The organism is Kribbella sp. NPDC050459 (genome assembly GCF_040655315.1).
Lineage (GTDB): Bacteria > Actinomycetota > Actinomycetes > Propionibacteriales > Kribbellaceae > Kribbella.
The window spans coordinates 823,035-843,950 of sequence record NZ_JBFAJQ010000001.1 but is presented as its reverse complement, the minus strand read 5'-3'; the positions used below and the strand labels follow the sequence as shown (position 1 = coordinate 843,950).

Genomic DNA, 20,916 nt, shown 5'->3' with positions numbered 1-20,916 from the left:
TTGACCGACCGTAACCGGCCGCACCGACAAAACGCATCCGAGTTTCCGGCCGGGCCCGGAAAACGTCAGAGGATGCCGCGAGCCGCGAAGGCCTTCTGTACGGCGGAAGCCTGGCTCGGACCGTACAGCGACCGCGCGGTCGCGACCGTCTTCGCGGCAGCGGCGGCGAAACTCGTGTCCGGGTCGAAGCCGAACTGCGCGTCGATGATGATCCGGTCCGCCACCGTCGGCCCCAGGGCCAGACGGATGTCGTAGAGCGCCTGCGACCAGATCTCGCCGTCCGCGTGCACCTCGCCGACGACGTTCTCCGGGTAGTGCTTGCCGGCATCGAGACGGCGCAGGCAGTGCGGGACGGTCGACGTGTAGGAAGTGGAGTCCCAGTCCATCACGCACGCCAGATCCGCCTGGATCGGTACGCCGTACTTCTTCGCCACCCAGTAGCCGACGCTGACCGCGAAGTAGTCGCCGAACGCCTCGCCGATCGACCCGGCCTCGAGCGACGTGCCGAAGCCCGGCACCTGCGCATCGTGCACGGCGTGACCGGTCTCGTGCACGATCACCTCACCGTCCTCGGCGTCGTCCACGCCGCCCTTGCCGAGCGTGATGGTGTCGTGCTTGTCCCACGAGAACGAGTTGTCCACGCCGTACTGGTCGACCTTGTAGTCCTGGCTCTCCGCGTTCACCGCGGGCAGGGTGCTGCCGAAGCCGAGCGACTGCAGGTACTTCTGCGCCTCGGTCCCCCAGAAGTACGACATCACCTGCTCGAACTGGTCGTCGTGCCGGTCGTAGAAGTAGGTGCCGTTCGTGGTGTACGCCGGGGTGCCGGTCGTACTGCGCACGTTCGCCCAGGCGCCGCTCAGGTACCCCGAGCCGTCCAGGTCGGTCAGCGTCACCTCGTAGTAGGCGCCCCGCGGCACGGCCGTCGCCGAGTCCTTCTGGTCGGTGAGCGACTCGTCGCCGCTCGACTGCACCGGGTTCGGGATGAAGACGAGCGCCTTGGCCGTCGTGGCGCCCGTCGGCGGTTTCGCCTCCGCGGCGGGGGCCGCCAGCGCCGCCAGGGTCAGCACGGCGGCAGACGTCAGGGCTACGGATGTTCTCCAGGTCTTCGACCGCATGGCTCGCTCCGGATCGTTCGCAGGGAAATGCCCCCACAAGGTAGATGCCCGGGCCCGGCGGCGGAAGATCTCGTCAGCCGACGATCGGCTCCGCGTGGGCCTCGGGGTAGCCGGCGGCGGCGAGGCGGTCGAGGGTGCGTTGCAGGACGGCCGTGTCCTCGAGGGTGCGGACCTCGGTGATCTTTCCCCACCTGATCCGCAGGAACTGGTGCACGACGTTCTCGTACGTCGACCCGTCCACGACGTTGACGTGGACGGTGACCGCGGTTGCGACCTGCGTGTTCCACGGCCACCCGCTGACGATCACGTCCTGTACGTCGAACTGCGTCCCCGGCAGCAGCCGGAAGCACCGCTCCCACCAGCGTCGCAGCGCCTCGTGGGTCCGCCGCTCGCCGCCGAGCGCATGGTCTCCGTAGAACCGGTACGTGAACGACGGCGCCATCCCGGCCACCATCGCCTCCCAGTTGCCCTCGCTGATCTGTGCGAACGCGTGCCGCACCTGTCGCGCCACTATCCGGTGGTAGATCCCCATGCACCCACCGTAGGGCTAGTGAGTTCAATAACGCAACTGACTACACTCGAGGCATGCGGAACACCAGCTTCGCCTCGATGCACTGCTCGCTCGCCCAGTCCCTGGAGCTGATCGGCGACTGGTGGACGCCGCTCGTCCTGCGCGATCTGTACCTCGGCCTGAACCGCTTCGACCAGTTCGTCGCCGACCTCGGCATCTCCCGCAACCTGCTCACCGACCGCCTCGCCACACTCGTCGACGGCGGCCTGGTCCGACGTACGCCGTACCAGCAGAACCCGGTGCGCTACAGCTACGAGCTGACCGAGGCGGGCCGGGAGCTCGTGCCGATCCTGATGGCCCTCACCGCCTGGGGCGACCGCTGGGCGACTCCCCCGGCGGGTCAGCCGATCCGGTTCACGCACTCGACCTGCGGCAAGCTGACGACCCCGACGGTCTGCTGCTCGGAGTGCGGCGAGGCGCTGGACATGGGCGATGTCGAGCCGTCGCCGGGACCGGGCGGCCGGACAGCGCCCGGCACGGCGTTGATCGCGAGCGTGCTAGGTACCAGACAGGACCTAAGACTCGAGCCGGAGGCGTAGCAGCTCGGCGAGCGGCATCGACTCGCCGTCGCGGGCGCCCTGACCGACGACGAGCGGCGGGTCGGACGGCCGGACCCGCACCCCGGCGACGCGGGCCTTCAGGCTGGCGGGTACGCCGAGGATGTAGAAGTTGCCGTCGACGTCCACGGCGAGCGAGCGGTTGCGGCGCAGATACCACCCGGTCAGATCCGTGCGGTAGCTGGCGTTCGACCCGACGACCTGGGCCCGCAGCGGCTCGGGCGGCACGCCGCGCTCGTTCATCGTCGCGACGAAGCCGGCCAGCAGCTCACGCGCCTGCGCGGCCTCGGCGGCCCGCTTGCGTTCCAGCGCGGCGCCGTGCTCGGCGGCCGCCTGCCGTCGTTCCTCCCGCCAGCTCGTCACCCTCTCAATCTATACAGAGGCAGAACGGATGACCGGCCGGGTCCAGGAAGACGCGGAACGACGTGCCGGGCTGGTGGTCGGGCTTGGTGGCGCCGATTGCGAGGACTTCCGGTTCGGCCTCGTCGAGGTCGCGGACCATGACGTCGAGGTGCAGCTGCTGCGGGACGTCCTGCGTCGGCCAGGTCGGCGGTTTGAAGTCCGCCACCTGCTGGAAGGAGATGCAGTTGCTGCCGTCCTCCGGGCGGATCTCCGCCCAGCCCTCGCGGGACTCGACCTTCCAGCCGAGCAGCTCGCCGTAGAACTGCGCGAGCCGCGCCGAGTCAGGACAATCCAGGACGAACGCTGGATACATTGCGATAGCCATGGCTCGCACCCTAGCCGCGGTTCCGGACGGTCTGCGTCCGGTTAGGCGGCCGAGTTTCCGACCAGCGTCTGCCACGCCCGGTCGACGCCGGCAGCGAGACAGCCCGCCACCACGGTCTCGGTGCCGAGCACGCTCGCCTTCACCTCGGGCATCACCGGCGCGAGCTGGCGCAACTGCTTGGTGACAGCCTCCAGGAACCCTGGCGCCTGCCCGATACCGCCGCCGAGCACGACCAGGTCCGGATCGACGACGGTGATCACCGTGCAGACCGCCTTCGCGACCAGCAAGGCCTCCTCCGCGACGACCGCAGCGGCCAGTACGTCGCCCCGCGCGGCGGCCGCGAACACCTTCTCCGCCGTCGCGGCGCCGCGGACACCGGCCCGGCGCGCTGCGCGGACGACGGCTGCCGCCGACGCGGAGGCGTCGAACCCGCCCCGCTTGCGCGCATCGCGGGGGTCGCTGCCGCTTCCTTCGATGAACGGCAGGTACCCGATCTCCCCTGCCACTCCGTGCGACCCGTGCCGGAGCTTGCCGTCGAGCACCAGGCCCATGCCGATACCGGTGCCGACGCTCACGAACGCGAAACTCTCGACGTCCCTGCCGTGGCCGTGCACCCGTTCCGCGATCGCGGCCGCGTCGACGTCGTTCTCGACCATCAGCGAGGGACCGAAGCGTTCGCGCAGCGCGGCCAGCGTCGCCGGCGAATCCCAGCCCGACAGCCTGCCGGTCAGGGTCAACGCGTCGAGCCGCGGGTCGTAGACACCGGGACTGCCGAGCACGGTCTGCGTGAGTTGCCCGACCTCGATCCCCGCCTCGGCAGCCAGCGTCGCGGTCAGATCGACGAGCTCCTGAATGCGCGCCATCGCGTCGCCGGCCTTCGTCCGCACGCTCAGCCTGCTGCGCACGGTGCCGGCGAGATCCGCGATGCCGCCGCGCAGGTACTCGCGCCCGACATCGAGTCCGAGCACGAACCCGGCCTCGGGCCGCACCTCGTACAGACTGGCGGCCGGCCCGGGCACGCCGGTGCGCTGGCCGGTGACGTGCACGAGACCGGTCCGTTCCAGCGAACCCAGCGCGGCGGACACCGTCGGTTTCGAGAGACCGGTGAGCCCGGCGAGCTCGGTGCGCGAGATCGGGCCGGACCGCCTGATGTGGTCGAGCAGCACCTGCTCGTTGATCTCGCGAATCAGCTGTGGTCGCGCCCCGCCGGCGACAACTGTCACGTCGACCCCCTCGCTCGCTAACAACTCGGCCACCAAGTCGGAGTTAAGGCTTGTGGTCCGCTGGTTGTTAAGTTAGTTTCCTATCGATTCTATTGGTCGGCGCGAGGAGGTGCCACCCTGTGGTTTCGACACCGGTCGTCCTCGGGCTGGACTTCGGCGGGACGAAGATCGCACTCGCCGTCGGCGACCTCACCGGCCGCCGGCTGAGCGGGACGGTCATCGACAGCCGGGACGGATCCGGTGACGCCGCCGAGGCGCTCACCCGAAGCCTCGCCGCGGCGCACGAGCTGCTCACCCCCGGCCAGCAACTGGCGGGGGTCGGCGCCGCCACGCTGGGCATCCCGTACGACGACCGCGTCGAGCTGGCTCCCACCTTCCCGGGCTGGGGCGAGCTGCCCTTCGGGCGGCTGGTGCGGAACGCGTTTCCCGGCGTACCGGTCCGGCTGGCCACCGATGTGAAGGCAGCCGCGGAGGCCGAGCTGCGGTGGGGCGCGCTGGCGGGTTGCGACCCCGCGCTGTACGTCAATCTCGGCACCGGTCTGGCGGTCGCGATCGTTGCCGGCGGCACCGTGATCACCGGCGCGCACGGCGCGTCCGGCGAGATCGGCTACAACCTGCGCTCCGCCGCGGACGTGTACGCCGGCGGCGACGGGCGCACGATCCTGGAACACGTCGTCAGCGGCCAGGCACTCGAGACCACCGGCAGCGCCCGGCTCGGGCGACCGGTCACGGCCGCCGACGTCTTCACGATGGCGCGCAGCCAGCCGGCGGCCGCCGTCCTCACCGACGAGTTCGTCCGGGAGCTGGCCCTGCATCTGGCCAACCTGGCCATCGCGGTCGACCCGTCCCGGATCGTCGTCGGCGGCGGGCTGGTCCGGTCCTGGGACCAGCTCGAACCCGGCCTGCGTCGCGCCCTCGACGCAGCCGTCCCGTTTCCGCCGGAGCTTTCGGTGGCACGGTTCCCGACGGAGGCGCCGCTGATCGGGGCGCTCGCCCTGGGCGTCGAGGCAGCAGGCGCCGTCCTCGGCGCGGAAGCATTCGCATGAGCAGGATTCCAGTAGCGAAAGGCAGAAGACGATGAGGGGCATCACACGCATCGCCGTCGCCGCCGTGGCGGTCGGCGCACTGACCGCCGGATGCGGCGGCGGCGACAAGCCGATCGGGAACGCGGCGTCGTCCAACCCGTCGTCGTCGAGCAGCAGCGGCGGCGGGTCCACCGGCGAGCACAAGAAGGGCGGCACCGTCACGATCGCGAACGTCGGCGGGCAGACCTGGCCGTGCCAGTTCAACCCGTTCAACCCGGCGGTCAACCAGGTCGCGCTCGGCTTCGTCTACGAGCCGTTGACGTTCGTCAACGTGCTGAAGGCCGGCGCCACCACGCCGATGCTGGCCACCGCGTTCACCTGGTCGCCGAAGAAGGACTCGATCGACTTCACGATCCGCGACGGCGTGAAGTGGAGCGACGGCCAGCCGTTCAGCGCCGATGACGTCGTCTACACCTTCAACCGGATGAAGGAGCAGCCCGCGCTCGACCTCTACTCGCTGTGGACCGGCGCCGGCCTGACCAGCGTCACCGCCGCCGGCAACAAGGTCACGCTGAAGTTCAAGTCCGCGGCCGAGCCGTACTTCTTCAACTTCGCCGGCCAGGTCGGCATCGTGCCGAAGCACATCTGGTCGACCGGCGAGGCCGCCTCGAAGCCGGCCACCTGGACGAACACCAAGCCGATCGGCACCGGGCCGTTCACCGTCGAGTCGTGCAGCCCCAACAACATCTCGTACGTCGCCAACGGCAGCTACTGGCAGCCGGGCAAGCCGTACGTCGAGAAGGTGCAGTACCCGGCGTACCTGGACAACAACCCGGCCAACCTCGACCTGGCCAGCGGCAAGGCCCAGTGGGGCGGCCAGTACATCCCGAACATCGACAACTTCTACAAGGCGAAGTCGCCGGAGAACAACTACTGGTTCCCGCCGACCGCGAACGTCGCGCTCGTCCCGAACAACGACCCGTCCCGGCCGGCGACCAGCAAGCTCGAGGTCCGGCAGGCGATCGCGTACGCGCTCGACCGCGAGCAGATCTCGAAGATCGGTGAGAGCGGGTACCAGCCGGCCGCGAACCAGACCGGCGTGGTGACGCCGACGTTCGACAAGTACTTCGACAAGGACGCGCTGGCCGCGGCCGGGTACGACAAGCCGAACCCGGACAAGGCGAAGCAGCTGCTGCAGACCGCCGGGTACTCGGAGTCGAACCCGCTGAAGCTGAGCGTCATCACGGTCACCGGCTACACCGACTGGGACGCGTCGCTGGCGGTCGTGAAGCAGCAGCTCGCGAAGGTCGGGATCGAGCTGACGATCCAGGACCTGCAGCAGCAGTCGTACAACCAGAAGCTGTACACCGGTGACTACGACCTCGCGTACTCCAGCCTGTCCGGCGGCCCGACGCCGTACTACGAGCTGCGGCAGCTGCTGTACTCGAAGAACTCGGCGCCGATCGGCAAGCAGGCGAACAGCAACTACTCGCGCTACATGAAGCCCGAGGTCGACAAGCTGTTCGACCAGTACGCCGCCGCGGACCCGGACACGCAGGTCAAGCTGATCAAGCAGATCTCGTCGTACATGATCAAGGACGTGCCGCTCATTCCGACGACCGAGTCGGTCGACTGGTACCAGTACAACACCAAGGACCTGGACGGCTGGCCGACCCAGGACAACCCGTACGCGCAGCCCGCGCCGTACAACATCCCCGACGTCGGCCAGGTGCTGACCAACCTGTACTCGAAGTCCGCCCAGAAGTAAGGAACCGGGAAGCGTGAGCACGAGGAGCTGGTGGGAGTGCGATACCTGATACGACGCCTCGGGTTCTTCGTGCTCACGCTGTGGGCGGCGATGACGCTGAACTTCTTCATCCCGCGGATGATGCCGGGCAGCCCCGAGGAAGCACTACGGCAACGGCTGAGCAAGGGCGGCGCGGTGGTGACGCCCGAGCAGTTGCGGACGGTCCTGGCCGAGTTCGGTTTCGACCCGGACAAGAACATCATCTTGCAGTACGGCGAGTACCTGAGGTCGATGGTCACCGGGCATTGGGGCGTGTCGATCGGCAGCAGTCTCGGCGTCCCGGTGACGACGCTGATCGGCGACGCGCTGCCGTGGACGCTCGGCCTGGTCGGTATCGCGACCGTGCTGGCGTTCGTCATCGGCACGCTGATAGGCACCGTGGCCGGCTGGCGGCGCGGCGGCCTGATCGACGGGATCGTCCCGCCGGTGTTCATCGTCACCTCGGCGCTGCCGTACTTCTGGGTCGCGCTGCTGCTGATCTCGCTGTTCGCGATCGGCAGCAACCCGATCCTGCCGAACGACTTCAACTACGACCAGGGCCTGACGCCGGCGTTCACCGGGGAGTTCGCCTGGAGCGTGATCAAGCACGGCATCCTGCCGGCCGCGACGATCCTGATCACCGCGGTCGGCGGCTGGATCCTCACCATGCGGAACAACATGGTGACCACCCTGGCCGAGGACTACGTCCGGATGGCCCGCGCGAAGGGCATCCCGAACCGCAGGATCATGTTCGGGTACGCCGGGCGGAACGCGTTCCTGCCCAACCTGTCCGGGTTCGCGATGTCGCTCGGCTTCGTGATCTCCGGAACGATCCTGGTCGAGTACGTCTTCAACTACCCCGGGCTCGGCTACATGTTCTACAACGCGACGGTGAGCACCGACTACCCGTTGCTGCAGGCCCTTTTCCTCCTGGTCACGCTGGCGGTGCTGATCTGTGTCCTGCTCTGCGACTTCGCGGTCTTCCTGCTCGATCCCCGAGCCCGGACGAAGGGATAGCCGATGAGCGCAGTTGTTGCCGGCGCGTCGGCCCCGGTGTCGGGTGCGGCCCGCCGCCCGCGTGGTGGTCTGTTCCGCGCCATCCTGCACAACCGCAAGGCCATGGTGGGGGCGGGTCTGCTGCTCCTCTTCATCCTGCTCGCCGCCTTCCCGGCGCTGTTCGTGCCGGGGGCGCACCACGATCCACAGGCGATCGGCGACCTGCCGCTGCAGAAGCCGTCCGCCGAGCATTGGCTCGGTACGACGGGACTCGGGCAGGACGTGTACGCCCAACTGATCTACAGCACCCGGGAATCGCTGGTGATCGCAGTGGTCGCCGGCCTCGGCGCCACGATTCTGTCGGTGCTGATCGGCGTCTCCGCGGCATACCTGGGCGGGTTCGCGGACGACGGGCTGTCGATGCTGACCGACATCTTCCTGGTGCTGCCGACGTTCCCGCTGATCATCGTGCTGGCGACCTACGCCGGCAAGGGCAACTTGACCGTCATCATCATCGTGCTGATCCTGACCGGGTGGTCGTACGGCGCCCGGCAGATGCGGGCACAGGCGCTGTCGCTGCGGAACCGGGACTTCCTGGAATCGGCGCGGGTCCGCGGCGAGCGGCGCTCGTACATCATCGTGGTCGAGGTGCTGCCGACGATGATCTCGCTGATCGTCGCGAACTTCCTCGGCGCCGCGCTGTACGCGGTGCTGACCGCCGCCGGCCTGCAGTTCCTCGGGCTCGGCGATCCCAACTCGCTGAGCTGGGGCACGATGCTCTACTGGGCGCAGAACCAGGGCGCCCTGGTGAACGGCCTGCCCGCGTGGGCGCTCTCGCCGGGCCTGGCGGTCGCCCTGCTCGGTGTGTCCTTCGCCCTGCTCAACTACGCGTTCGACGAGATCAGCAACCCCGCGCTGCGGCCGGTTCGGAGGCGACGTGCACGGCAACACTGAGAGCAGGCAGCTTCTTGAGGTCCGGGACCTGACCGTCTCGTACGACACCGGGGACCGCCCGGTCGTCGCGGTCGATCAGGTCGACCTCGACGTCCATGCCGGCGAGTTCGTCGGCATCGTCGGCGAGTCCGGCTGCGGCAAGTCGACGCTGCTGTTCGCGATCGCGCAACTGCTGTCGTCGCCGGCCGCGATCACCGGCGGCAGCGTGACCTTCCAGGGGCAGAACCTGGTGACGATGACCGAGAAGCAGCTGTCCGCGTTGCGGTGGCGCGACTTCTCGGTCGTGATGCAGAGCGCGATGAACGCCCTGAACCCGGTGAAGAGCATCGGGGCGCAGTTCCACGACGCGATCATGGCGCACGACGAGACGGTCGGCGACAACCGCCCGGCCGAGGTCCTGCGGCTCGTCGGCATCGACCCGATCCACCTGCGCAGCTACCCGCATCAGCTGAGCGGCGGGATGCGGCAGCGGGCGATGATCGCGATGGCGCTGCTGTTCACGCCCGATCTGATCATCATGGACGAGCCGACGTCCGCGCTCGACGTGGTCGCGCAGCGGTCGCTGATGGTGCAGATCAAGGAGTTGCAGAAGCAGCTCGGGTTCGCGGTCGTCTTCGTCACGCACGACATGTCGCTGGTCAGCCACTTCTCGGACAAGCTGGTCGTGATGTACGCCGGGCAGGTCGTCGAGTTCGGCGACACGCGCGCGGTGTTCGACGCGCCGCAGCACCCGTACAGCGCCGGGCTGCTCGACGCCTTCCCGTCGATCCGCGGGCCGAAGGTGCCGCTGACAGGCATCCCGGGCAGCCCGCCGAACCTGGCCGATCCGCCGCCGGGCTGCCGCTTCCAGCCGCGCTGCCCGAAGGCGTTCGAGGACTGCCCGAAGATCGCCCCGGAGCTGTACAACGTGGGCGGTGGGCAGGCTCGTTGCCTGTTGCACGTCCCTGATCTCGTTCGGGAGGCGCAGTGACCACCGCCGGCATCTCCCAGGTGGAGACCGAGTCCACGGCCGCCGCACCGCTGCTCGAGGCCAAGGGGTTGACGCGGCACTTCCGCGTCGGCCGTGGGTTCTCGCGGCAGCTGCTGCACGCGGTCGACGACGTGAACTTCTCGATCGGGCGGCAGGAGATCGTCGCGCTCGCCGGCGAGAGCGGGAGCGGCAAGAGCACGATCGCGCGGCTGCTGGCCGGGGTGTACCGGCCGACGGGCGGCGAGATCTTCTACCAGGGGCGGGCGATGTCGACGTACCGCTCCCGGAAGGACCAGCTGTCGTACCGCGGCGACGTACCGATGGTGTTCCAGGACCCGTTCAGCTCGCTGAACCCGGCGTTCCGGGTGTCGCACGGAGTCCTGCGGTCGCTCAAGCTGCATCGTCCGTCGTTGTCGCGGGCGCAGCGGTTCGAGGAGGCGGAGCGGGTCATCGAGGCGGTCGGGTTGTCGCCGGCCGGTGACATCATGCAGCGGTACCCGTACGAGCTGAGTGGTGGCCAACGGCAACGGATCGGGTTCGCGCAGGCGCTGGCGCACAAGCCGAAGCTGATCCTCGCCGATGAGCCGGTGTCGATGCTCGACGTGTCGATCCGGATCGGGCTGCTGAACCTGATGGCGGAACTGCGCAGCTCCGAAGGCGTCTCGTTCCTCTACATCACCCACGACATCGCGAGCGCCCGGTACGTCGCCGACCGGTTGATGATCATGTACGCCGGGCACGTCGTCGAGACCGGCCCGACGGAGTCGGTCCTGCAGAACCCGAAGCACCCGTACACGGATCTCCTGCTGGGCGCCGTACCGGATCCGCGGGCACCGTTGACCACCGGCATCGAGGGCGACACCGGCGAACCTCCCAAGGTCATCGACCCCACCCCCGGCTGCCGCTTCCGCTGGCGCTGTCCGCTGGCCGTCGATCGCTGCCACGTGGAAACCCCGGTCCTCCGCACCCTGGGCAAGAACCACCAAGCCGCCTGCCACGTCGCCACGCCTGACACCTGATGCAGATCCTCTCCTCGCTGCCCCCTCAGCTGACGATCACCTCCAGCGCCTCGCCCGGTGCGACGACCACCGACCGTCCGAGTGTGACGACCGCCCGGTTGCTGTCAGCAACTACCCGCGCGGGCAGCCGGTCGCGCCCCAGCCTGACCTCGACGTGGTGGGCCGGCTTGGTGGTGTCGAAGGAGAGGGTCTTGAGGGTCAGCCGGCCGTAGCGGACCTCGACCGACGCGGAGAGGTTGCCCGGCGTACGGCGTTGGCTGTACGAGCCCCAGCCCTCCGCGGCGGTGAACGCGCAGCGGAAGTTCTCCGGGTGGATGCGTGGTGCGAAGCCGAGGTGGCCGCGGGGGCCGTGGTACTCGTAGCCGCAGGCGGCCAGATAGACGCCGTAGCCCATCATCGCGCGGGCGTAGTGGTCGCTGGCCTCGATCTCGTTGTAGGGATTGCGTTTCCGGGCCGAGTACCGCTCGTACATCGCCCGGGTGACGGCGAGGGCCTCCTCAGTCATGCCCTCGGCGAACAGTTGCGCGGCGAACTGGTACTCCTGCCCGGTCCAGACCTCGTTGAAGTACATCAGCCCGCGCGTCTCGGACGACCCGCCGTGCGGCCAGGTCGCCATGATGACGCCGCTCTCGCCTTCGGTCGTGTAGACCCGCCCGACCCCGATGCCCGGCGGCCGGTACGTCCCCGGATCCGCCCGGAAGTTGGACTCGTACAGGCGCCGCAGCGCCGTCCGCGCCTGCTCGGCCGGGAACACCCGCGGCAGGCCGAGCTGTGCCGCGTACGTCTGCCCGTACATCTGGTCGACGAACAACCCCCGGTTGCTGTTCTCCGCCGTCGGATGCGCCGGGTCGACCTTCTGCACGTAGTACCCGTACTCGTCGTTCCACAGTGTCGTGGCCAGGTACGCCGACCCGCGCTCGGCGATCGCCGTGTACCGGGCAGCGCTCGCCGCGTCACCGACCTCGCCGGCCATCGCGGCGGCCGCCCGGAGCGCGGCGACGTACAGCCCGCTGATCCACGGCACCTCGCCGAACCACTCGGTGTCGAGCGTGTTCCACTGGCTGCCGCGGAAGATGCCGTCCTCGTCCGGCCCGTCCCGGTGCGTCACCAGGAACTCGACCGCCGTCCGCACCCGCGGCCAGACCCGGCGCAGGAACGCCGAGTCCTTGCTCATCTGGTGCTCGCGGTAGATCCGCAGGATCGTCCCGGTCTGCCCGTCCGCGAACGACGTCGACGCGTCGCCGGCCTCGCCGCGGTTGCCGATCTCGCCGGTCGGCCGGAACGCGATCCCGAGGTCGACCCGTTCCCGGGTGTCGCGCTCGAGCGCAGGGAACAGCCGTGCGATCGCCTGCGCGTAGTTCCACACGTGCTCGCACGTCCCGGCGCAGCAGTACGTCCCCTCCCACGCGTAGAAGCGTCCGTCGTCCCAGCGGTAACAGGTGCTCGTCGCGAGCGTGGACGCGGTCGCGAGGGTCCGTTCGAGGAACCAGTGCGGCAGCGTCGAATCGTCGTACCAGGTCTGCACCCAGAGCTTGGTGTCGCGTTCGAGGCGCTCGGCGTGGGCAGCCAGGTACGACAGCACGTCGCGCGCGGAGGTGAACCGGGTCGCGTAGTGCCGGCGGAACGTCGAGGCGCCGACGAGCTCGGCGAACAACTCGCGCTCGGGGTTCGGGAAGAACCACCCGTACGCGAACCGGATCGTCCGCGACTCCCCTGGTTTCAGCGTCACGGTCACGGCAACGGTCCCGGCCTGCGGCCCGTCCGATTCCGCCGGCGCCGCGCCCGAGTCGAAGAGCGCGTCGACGGAGGACCAGTCGGCGATCGACGGCCGGACCACCCCGCCCGGCGTCAGCGCCGCAAGGGCGAACGTGCCGCCGTCGGGACGCTCCGCCACCGGCTGCCGGCGGATCGGTCGGTCGCTGAACAGGATCCGGTCCACGTTCACGTGACCCCAGCCGCCGGTGTTGGCGTCGACGATCTCCAGGTGCGCCGTCTTCCCGGCGTACGCGCCCACATCCATCGACACCGCGGTCAGCGGCTCGATGTCCGTCCCCGCTGTCGAGGCCACGACCTGCCCGTCGACCACGACATTGAGACACGTCTCGCCCTGGTGGTGGCCGCCGCCGACCCAGGCCGTGACGAACCGCCGCTCGATCACGAAGTCGCGGCTGGTGAGCGAGCCCGTGTATCGGTCCGGGTCGCCGGTGCCGCGGAAGTTGTACGACGTGACGAACCGCCCGCTGACGTTCAGCTCGGTCCGCACCCCGAACGGCCGCCGGAAACCGTCGGGCGTCTCGGCCGCGGTCACCGGGCCCGCTCCGAACGCCTCACCGGCCACGGCCCACCCGTCGTACGTCGGCTGGTCCCAGGTCTCGAACACGATGTCCGGCCGGTCCGTGAACACGATCGCGTCACAGCTGAGGTGACCCCACGCGCCAGTCGATGCGTCGACGATCTCGATCCGCGCCGTCCGTCCCGCGTATGCTGCGACGTCCAGCATCTGCGCCACCAACGGCTCGCTCTCGGCACCCGTCGCGGTGGCCACGACCTGCCCGTCGACGACCACGTTCACGCACGTCTCGCCGGGATGACTTCCGCCGCTGACGCCGACCGCGACGTACCGGCGTTCGATCGTGAACTCGCGGCTCGTCAGCTTCCCGACCGGGCCGTCGTATCCGCCGCCGCGGAAGTCGTACGACGTGACGAAGCGCGTCCCCGACACGTTCAGATCGCCGAAGCGCTTCATCAGATTCGGTACGTCGAGGGGCCGCACCGGGCCGGCGCCGAACGCGTCGCCGGTGACGGTCCACCCGTCGTAGGTGTCTTTCTCCCACTCCTCGAAGAGGATGTCGTCCTGCACCGAGTCGTCGTCGACAGCGTCGAACTCGAGACCGCCCCGGAAGCCGCTCGCCCGCAGCCTGGTGGGCTGGCGGAAGCGGCTCTCGATGCAGACCGGGTTCTCGGCATACCCGAGCAGCGTCGCGCGGACCGGATCCGGCGACGTGTTCCGCAGGGTGAACGCCGTGATCGTTGCCGGCAGCGTCGAGTCCGCCGTGGACAGCGGGACGAACGGCGAGAAGGCCTCCAGCCGTACGGACACCGCGCTGTCCGCGTCGCCGTACGCGACCCGGCCGATCGGGTACGAACCGGTGAACTCGACATCGGCGAACCCGGTCGCGTCGACGCGGCGGGTCGTGGTCCGGCCGCGCGTGGTCGTCCGGAGGGCGAACCCCTGGCCGAACCGCTCGGCGCCGGGCTGGTCGGCGGACAGCGGATCGGCGTAGTTGTGCCCGGAGAAGTCCGCGCCGCCGAGCGGGAACGACGTCGGGTTGAAGATGTCCCAAGCCCACAACCGCCCGTCGCCGGCCAGATAGACCTGTCCCGTCGTCCCGCCGCCGACCGGCATCCCGATCCTCGGCAGCGCGGCACCGGTGTACGACGTCGGCGTACCGCGGTCGAACAGCACCGCCGGATCACGGCGCGGCGGCGCGGCCAGGGCGGCGAGCGCCTGACCGGGAACGGCGAGCGCACCGACCGTGCCGGCGCCGAGAGCGATGAACGTCCGGCGACTCAGCTGGGCCCGGGGACAGTCACCGGCACATGATCTGCTGGCACAGCCGGGCGGAAGTTCCTGCGTGGCCATTCGGTTCTCCTTCACGGGCGGAGGCGGGAGAAATCGATTTCCGACACCGTAGCCAGCGGCTTGGTCGAGGTCAACGGGTCCCGGCCGGCGGAATACTGTTCGACGTCTATCGAACAAAGTCGTAGGGTGGCCGTATGCCCCTGGAGCACCGCCGGTCGGTCGTCGCGCTCGCGCTGATCGCCTCGTTCATGGTCTTCGTCGACAGCACGATCGTGAACGTCACCCTCGCCCAGCTCGCCACCCACCTGCACGCGTCCCGCGCCGAGCTCGAGTGGTCGCTGAATGCCTACACCTTGTCGTTCGCGGCGCTGATGCTCGGCGCCGGAGCGATCGCGGACACCCTCGGCGCGAAGCGGGCGTTCCTCGCCGGGCTGCTCGTGTTCACGCTGTCGTCGGCTGTCTGCGCAGCCGCCGGCTCGATGCTGATGCTGAACCTCGCCCGGCTGGTCCAGGGCGCGGGATCCGCGCTGCTGCTGCCGAGCGCGCTGGTCCTCGCGACCGCGTCGGCGACCGACGAGCACGCCCGCCACCGCCTGGTCAGCTGGTGGGCCGCGGCCGGGGGCGCCGGGATGGCGGCCGGGCCGTTGCTCGGCGGCGGCCTGGTCGCACTCGCGGACTGGCGCGCCGTCTTCGCGGTCAACGTCGTGATCGGCATCCCCGCCGCGCTCTGGGCCTGGCGTTCGATGCCGGCCGTCGAGCGGCGGTTCCGGCGGCCGGATGTCGGCGGGATGGCCACCGCGACCGCGTTCATCGGCGGCCTGGTGTTCGCGCTGATCGAAGCTCCCGCGCGCGGCTGGCTGGACCCGGCCGTCATCGGTGCGGTCGCGATCACCCTCGCGGGTCTGGCGGGGTTCGTCTTGGTCGAGCGATCCGTCCGGTCGCCGCTGCTGCCGTTGAAGCTGTACGCCGAGCGCGGCTTCGCGACCGCGGCGCTGCAGGGCACCTTGCTCAACTTCGCCTTCTACGGCGTGCTGTTCACGATGAGCCTGCTGCTCCAGCAAGGGCGGCACCTCAGCGCCCTCGTCACCGGGCTGCTCTTCCTGCCGCTGACCGGCCTGATCTCGATCGCCAACCTGTGCTCCGCGCCGCTCACCCGCCGCCTCGGCAGACCGGCCGTGCTCGCGATCGGCCAAGCGGTGCTCACCGTCGCGCTGCTCGCCCTGGCCTGGGCGAGTACGTCGCCGGCAGTGTGGCCGATGGTGCTCGCACTGGTCCCGATCGGGTTCAGTTCCGGCCTGCTCGTACCGACCATGACCGCACAGTCGATCGCCGCGGTCGAGCCCGGCCTGCACGGCGCCGCGTCGGCTGCGTTCAACACGTCCCGGCAGATCGGCGGGGCGATCGGTGTGGCGACGTTCGGCCCACTGCTGGGCACCGCACACGATCTCGCCCGCGGCTTCGTCACCTGCGCGCTGGTCGCCGCCGCCGCGAGCATCGCCGGCCTGGGCGTCACCGCGTTCGGCCGCCGGACCCCCGTTCTCGTACCCTCGACGGCAGCCGATTCGTGATCGGCGACTCGCTGGAGGAAACTGCTCGCCGGGACACGAATCGGACAGACCGGGGGCCGGGCGCAACCAATCGGCGGGCACCGAGCGTCTAGCAGGTGGAGAGGGGGGCGAGTGGCGCAGCCGAAGAGGCGGTTGGGTACGACCGTCGCGCTGACGCTTGCCTGCGTGCTGGTCTGCGGCGTCGCCTTCGCCGGCGCGGTCTTCGTGCTGATGCCGGGCGCCCGCAACCGCCCCACCGCCGCGTCCGCCGACGGATCGCCGACCCCGGGCAGCCCGCCGCCCAGCCCGACAGCCAGTCCACGGCCGTCCGTCCCCGACACGACCTCGAGCGAGGAGCCGCTGCCCGGTGTCGACACACCGGCCACTCCCCCGCCGTCGACCCCGGTCGCGAACACCGGCACCTACGAGTGCCCGGGTTTCAGCGGGATCCAGTCCGGCGTTCCGCTGCCGATGCTGCTGCAGGACACGTTCGCGTGGGGCGACGACCCGCCGTACAAGGTCGGCAACGGGAGCGGCGACGTCAACTGGCGCTCGAACCCGTACCAGAAGCCGAGCTGGTACATGTGGCTGCATTCGCTGCGCTGGCTGGGCAACGGCATCGAGGCCGGGCAGCGCGGTGACCGCAAAGCGCTGCGGCATGTGCTGGCGATCATCCACGACTGGGTGCAGGACAACCCGTACTCGTGGAAGGGCGACGTCGGCGCGTGGGAGGCCACGATGCACCGCACCAACGTGTTGCTGTGCGCCCGGCAGGCCGTGCTCACCGGGATGCGCGTCAGCTCGCTGCCGACGCAGTACGCCTGGCTCGACAAGGCGCTCGTGGACCATGCGCAGTTCATGATCGTGAACTGGAGCGGGTCGTCCAACCACGGGACGGACGAGAGCATCGCGCTGTTCGGCGTGGGCTGCACGCTGAAACGTCCGGAGCTGAAGAAGCTCGCCGTGGACCGGCTGACCCAGGCGATCACGACGGCGATCGACCCGCAGGGGTCGACCAACGAGCAGTCGGTCGGGTACGCGATGTTCAACTACCTGCTGTGGGGCCGGGCGACGACGACCCTGCAGCGCTGCGGCGCCAACCCCGGGCAGGTGATCGCCCAGCGGCGCGCCGCGTTGTCGGAGTGGCTGGCGCTCGCGACCAAGTCGACGGGCGAGCTGCAACAGGTCGGTGACGCCGTCCGGCAGAAGCCGACCGGCGCGGCGGGGACCGCGCTCGACTATGTGGCCTCGCTCGGCAAGCGCGGGACGAAGCCGTCCAAGCGGGTCGCGGTCTACGACGCCGGGTACATCTTCGGCCGGACAGGATGGGGCGAGACCCGGCCGTTCGGGCAGGAGTCGACGTACAGCATCCGGTACGGCGTCGCGCGGACACTGCACGGTCACGACGACCACATGTCGATCACCTACTCGTCGCACGGCCACGACGTCCTGATCGATCCGGGACATTCCGGGTACAAGCTCGACAAGTGGCAGGCGTGGTCGAAGAGCCAGGCCGCGCACAACGTCATGACGATCCCGTCGGCGGAGACCGTGAGTGTGCCGACGCAGCTGGTCCGCGCGTCGATCACGCCGACCTGGGAGTCGTACTCGCTCGCCGACTCGCCCGCGCCGGGCGTAACCCGCAAGCGCGACGTCCTCGTCCTCAAAGATCCGGACCTGGTCATCACGCTCGACCGCGGCCAGGCGACGAGCACCCAGCGGTACGAGACGCTCTGGCATCTCGCGCCGGACCAGAAGGTGACGGTCCAGTCGCCGACCATCGCGGTCGCCACCGGCGGCAAGTCGAAGACCTACCTGCTGCAGATCCCGTACCAGCAGCAGCCGCCCGCCGACGGCATCACCGTCGTCCAAGGCCGGCAGGATCCGGTCGAGGGCTGGTACTACCCCGACATCTTCCACCGCGAGCCGGCGCCCGTGGTCAAGTTCAACCGCAACGGCAACGCCGCGACCGTCCTCTCCGCGATCGTCCCGGCCGGCTCCACCGAGACCGTCACGTACAAGACCCGCACGGTCAGCGGCATGTTCTTCGTCGACCTGACCGTCGGGACCCGCAAAGCCACCATCCGCATCCAGCAGGACGGCCGCCTCACCCGCATCAGCTGACCGCGGTCACAATCGGAGTGGTTGTGCTGTCTCTCCAGTGGATTCGAATCCTTGGGAGGTAGTGCATGAGCAGGCATCCGGCGGCGCGGGACCACTGTCTGAGTCTCGTACGCAGCGTGGATCGGCCGACTGGTGGAGCGCGGTACGGGCGGATGTTCCCGGGGCTGGAGCCGCTCGGCGCCGACCCGCAGGTGCTGATGCGGGCGGGCGCGGACGGCGGGATCTGTGACGCCGCCGCGGTGCTCGATCCCGGCAGCGGCGGGGACGACGCGGAGCAGGCGGCCGGGTGGCCGTTCTTCGGGCAACTGCTGGCCCACGACACGACCGCGGACCGCTCGCCGATCGCTGGGCGGCGTCGAGACCGACGCGTTGCGGAACGCGCGCTCGCCGCGGCTGAACCTGGAGATGCTGTACGCCGACGGCCCGATCGGCTCGCCGTACCTGTTCGACCTGCACGACCCGGCGAAGTTCCTGCTGAACGGGGACGACGTACCGCGGAACCCGCAGGGCGTGGCGCTGATCGGCGACCCGCGCAACGACGTGCACCTGTTCTCGCTGACGCTGCACGTGGCGTTGCTGCGGGCACACAACCGGATCGTCGACCGGCTACGGGCGAGCGGCATTCCCGAGGACGAGGTGTTCGAGCGGGCGCGGATCACGCTCACCTGGCACTACCAGTGGGTGGTGGTCCACGACTTCCTGCCGCGGCTGGTCGGGCAGCCGCTGGTGGACGAGGTGCTGACCGGCGGCGGGAAGTGGTTCACGCCGGAACCGCTGCAGGCGTTCATCCCGTTGGAGTTCGCGGATGCGGCGTACCGCTACGGTCACGGCCAGATCCGGCATACGTACCGCCTGACCGCGGGTGGACCCGAGGTGCCGCTGTTCCCCGATCTGGTCGGCTTCGGGCCGCCTCGGCAGCGGCTCGATCTCACGCAGGTCTTCGACGTCCCCGGTCGTCCGCCGGCGCAACGCGCGAAGCGGCTCGACGGGCGGCTCCCCGCGAGCCTGATCGGCCTGCCGGAACAGGTCACCGGCGCCGTCGACGAGACGGCGTACAAGTCCCTCGCCGTCCGGGATCTGCTCCGCGGCGACACCACCGGTCTGCCGAGCGGTGAGCAGGTTGCCGAGCTGCTCGGCGTACCGCCGCTGACCGAGGGCACCTGGCCGGGCGGTACGCCGTTGTGGTTCTACGTCCTGAAGGAGTCCGAGGCCTTCGGCGACAGCGACCGCCTCGGGCCTGTCGGCGGGCGCATCGTCGCCGAAGTGCTGCTCGGGCTGTTGCGGGCCGACCGGGCCGGCTACCTCAGTCTCGAGCCCGGCTGGCAGCCGACACTGCCTGCCAACGGCGAGACGTTCGGGCTGACCGACTTGCTCATCCCGGACGGCTCGCGCTGAGGCTGCGGGCCTTGGCCTCGGTCTGGAACGCCTCGCGCGGACTCTGGACCGAGGCCAGCGACACGATGTCGCGGCCGTAGAAGAACGACACCAGCCAGATCGACAGCACGCGCATTTTCCGGTCCCAGGTCGGGACCGCCAGCACGTGGTACCCGCGGTGCATCAGCCACGCCGGCAGGCCCTTGATGACGAGCCGCTTGTACTGGAAGATCCCGTGCCCGAGGCCGAGCGTCGCGATCACGCCGAGGCTGTTGTGCACATAGTTCTTCGGCGCCCGCCCGCGCAGCGACCGCAGCAGGTTCTTCGCCAGCAACTTCCCCTGCCGTACGGCGTTCTGCGCGTTCGGGACCGTGTACGCGCCCTCGACCGGCGACGTCAGGTCGGGCACCGCCGCGTCGTCACCGGCGGCCCAGGCGTCGGTGACCACCTCGGCGTCGGTGCCGATCCGCAGGTCCGCCCGGACCTGCACCATGCCGCGCTCGTTGTGCGGCAGGTCGGTGTGGTTGCGCAGCAGCCGGGTCGCGGCGTTGCCCGCGGTCCAGACGATCAGCTCCGAGTCGAACTCGGACCCGTCCGACAGCACCACGTGACCGTCGTCGGCCGACTGCATCGTGGTGTTCAGGTGCACGACCGCACCACGCTTCTCGAGCATCTTCACGACCCAGTCGCCCGGCCGGTCGGTCACCTCCGGCAGGATCCGCGGCGTCGCCTCGACCAGGTGGAACCCGAGCTCGTCCGCGGACAGCTCGGGGTACTTCTTCAGCAGCGCCCGCGCCAGCGACAGCAGCTCCGCGAAACCTTCCACACCGGAGAACCCGCCGCCGACGAACGTGACCGTCAGCAGCTTGCGCCGCGCCGGGCCCGGCTCCAGCCCGGCCGCCTCGTCGAACGCGGTGAACAGCCGGTCCCGGATCGCCACGGCCTCCTCGACGTGCTTCATCCCGATCGCCCGTTCGGCCACGCCAGGGACGTCGAACGTCCGCGTCACCGCTCCGGCGGTCACCGCGATCACGTCGTACGTCAGCTGGTAGTCCGGTCCGTCCGCGGGGTGAATCGTCACGGTCCTGTCCGCGTGCGAGATGTTCGTGACCATGCCGGCCACCAGCTTGGTGTGCCGCAGGTTGCGCCGCAGCGACACGGCCGCGTGCCGGGCCTCGACGGACCCGGCGACCACCTCGGGCAGGAACGGCTGGTACGTCATGTACGGCCGCGGGTCGACCACGACCACCTCGGCCTCGCCGCGCCGCAGCTTCTTCTCCAGCCGCCACGCCGTGTAGAACCCGGCATATCCGCCGCCCACCACCAGGATCCTGCGCACCGCACT

At 69.7% G+C, this 20,916-nt stretch carries 17 protein-coding genes; 10 read left to right on the top strand and 7 right to left on the bottom strand.

The genetic code is table 11. The features are described 5' to 3' along the window. Positions 1 to 65: 65 nt before the first annotated feature. Together AB0I12_RS03950 and AB0I12_RS03945 are read right to left on the bottom strand one after the other, a co-directional pair. A complete protein-coding gene (locus tag AB0I12_RS03950; RefSeq protein ID WP_359924164.1) occupies positions 66 to 1,115 on the bottom strand; it encodes a M4 family metallopeptidase in 1,050 nt (349 codons plus the stop codon). Between the two features lie 73 nt (positions 1,116 to 1,188). Further along, positions 1,189 to 1,647 carry a nuclear transport factor 2 family protein gene (locus AB0I12_RS03945; protein WP_359924162.1) on the bottom strand — a complete coding sequence of 153 codons (459 nt, stop codon included), beginning with the start codon at positions 1,645 to 1,647 and terminating at the stop codon, positions 1,189 to 1,191. Between the two features lie 53 nt (positions 1,648 to 1,700). Here AB0I12_RS03945 and AB0I12_RS03940 point away from each other — a divergent pair, with 53 nt between their 5' ends. Beyond that, entirely contained in the window at positions 1,701 to 2,225 is a 525-nt protein-coding gene (locus tag AB0I12_RS03940; RefSeq protein ID WP_359924159.1) for a helix-turn-helix domain-containing protein, read from the top strand. Here the strand turns inward: AB0I12_RS03940 and AB0I12_RS03935 are convergent. From AB0I12_RS03935 to AB0I12_RS03925, 3 genes are read right to left on the bottom strand one after another with little or no spacing between them, the layout of a single operon-like run. Next, complete coding sequence (locus tag AB0I12_RS03935; RefSeq protein ID WP_359924156.1) at positions 2,202 to 2,606, bottom strand: hypothetical protein; 405 nt, start codon at positions 2,604 to 2,606, stop codon at positions 2,202 to 2,204. The genes AB0I12_RS03940 and AB0I12_RS03935 overlap by 24 nt on opposite strands. A gap of 4 nt (positions 2,607 to 2,610) precedes the next feature. Then, positions 2,611 to 2,970: a VOC family protein gene (locus AB0I12_RS03930; protein ID WP_359924153.1), complete on the bottom strand. Its 360-nt coding sequence runs from the start codon at positions 2,968 to 2,970 to the stop codon at positions 2,611 to 2,613. A 41-nt stretch (positions 2,971 to 3,011) separates the two neighbouring features. Then, on the bottom strand, positions 3,012 to 4,193 hold the full coding sequence (locus tag AB0I12_RS03925) for an ROK family transcriptional regulator (RefSeq protein ID WP_359924151.1): 1,182 nt from the start codon (positions 4,191 to 4,193) through the stop codon (positions 3,012 to 3,014). A 119-nt stretch (positions 4,194 to 4,312) separates the two neighbouring features. Between AB0I12_RS03925 and AB0I12_RS03920 the strand changes: the two genes are divergently transcribed. The 6 genes from AB0I12_RS03920 to AB0I12_RS03895 are packed head-to-tail and all read left to right on the top strand — an operon-like array spanning position 4,313 to position 10,943. After that, positions 4,313 to 5,239 carry an ROK family protein gene (locus AB0I12_RS03920; protein WP_359924148.1) on the top strand — a complete coding sequence of 309 codons (927 nt, stop codon included), beginning with the start codon at positions 4,313 to 4,315 and terminating at the stop codon, positions 5,237 to 5,239. 31 nt (positions 5,240 to 5,270) lie between these two features. Continuing rightward, positions 5,271 to 6,986, top strand: a complete 1,716-nt coding sequence (locus tag AB0I12_RS03915) for an ABC transporter substrate-binding protein (RefSeq protein ID WP_359924145.1) — start codon at positions 5,271 to 5,273, stop codon at positions 6,984 to 6,986. Between the two features lie 30 nt (positions 6,987 to 7,016). Then, positions 7,017 to 8,021: an ABC transporter permease gene (locus AB0I12_RS03910; RefSeq protein ID WP_355692103.1), complete on the top strand. Its 1,005-nt coding sequence runs from the start codon at positions 7,017 to 7,019 to the stop codon at positions 8,019 to 8,021. Positions 8,022 to 8,024: 3 nt separating this feature from the next. After that, positions 8,025 to 8,954: an ABC transporter permease gene (locus AB0I12_RS03905; protein ID WP_359924142.1), complete on the top strand. Its 930-nt coding sequence runs from the start codon at positions 8,025 to 8,027 to the stop codon at positions 8,952 to 8,954. After that, positions 8,938 to 9,924, top strand: a complete 987-nt coding sequence (locus tag AB0I12_RS03900; protein WP_359924139.1) for an ABC transporter ATP-binding protein — start codon at positions 8,938 to 8,940, stop codon at positions 9,922 to 9,924. Before AB0I12_RS03905 ends, AB0I12_RS03900 begins: the two co-directional genes overlap by 17 nt. Next, positions 9,921 to 10,943: an ABC transporter ATP-binding protein gene (locus tag AB0I12_RS03895; RefSeq protein ID WP_359924136.1), complete on the top strand. Its 1,023-nt coding sequence runs from the start codon at positions 9,921 to 9,923 to the stop codon at positions 10,941 to 10,943. The genes AB0I12_RS03900 and AB0I12_RS03895 overlap by 4 nt, the downstream gene beginning before the upstream one ends. Positions 10,944 to 10,968: 25 nt before the next feature. On the opposite strand, the gene AB0I12_RS03890 is transcribed toward AB0I12_RS03895, so the two are convergent. Continuing rightward, positions 10,969 to 14,586: a GH116 family glycosyl hydrolase gene (locus AB0I12_RS03890; RefSeq protein WP_359924133.1), complete on the bottom strand. Its 3,618-nt coding sequence runs from the start codon at positions 14,584 to 14,586 to the stop codon at positions 10,969 to 10,971. A 134-nt stretch (positions 14,587 to 14,720) separates the two neighbouring features. Between AB0I12_RS03890 and AB0I12_RS03885 the strand changes: the two genes are divergently transcribed. From AB0I12_RS03885 to AB0I12_RS03875, 3 genes are all read left to right on the top strand, one after another. Next, a complete protein-coding gene (locus AB0I12_RS03885; RefSeq protein WP_359924131.1) occupies positions 14,721 to 16,094 on the top strand; it encodes an MFS transporter in 1,374 nt (457 codons plus the stop codon). 111 nt (positions 16,095 to 16,205) lie between these two features. Further along, the gene (locus tag AB0I12_RS03880; protein WP_359924128.1) at positions 16,206 to 18,197 is read left to right on the top strand and encodes a heparinase II/III family protein; all 1,992 of its coding nucleotides are present in this window, start codon (positions 16,206 to 16,208) and stop codon (positions 18,195 to 18,197) included. Positions 18,198 to 18,566: 369 nt separating this feature from the next. Further along, complete coding sequence (locus tag AB0I12_RS03875) at positions 18,567 to 19,592, top strand: peroxidase family protein (RefSeq protein ID WP_359924126.1); 1,026 nt, start codon at positions 18,567 to 18,569, stop codon at positions 19,590 to 19,592. On the opposite strand, the gene AB0I12_RS03870 is transcribed toward AB0I12_RS03875, so the two are convergent. Continuing rightward, the gene (locus tag AB0I12_RS03870; RefSeq protein WP_359924123.1) at positions 19,570 to 20,910 is read right to left on the bottom strand and encodes an FAD-dependent oxidoreductase; all 1,341 of its coding nucleotides are present in this window, start codon (positions 20,908 to 20,910) and stop codon (positions 19,570 to 19,572) included. The two genes, AB0I12_RS03875 and AB0I12_RS03870, sit on opposite strands and share 23 nt — an antisense overlap. Positions 20,911 to 20,916 lie beyond the last annotated feature (6 nt).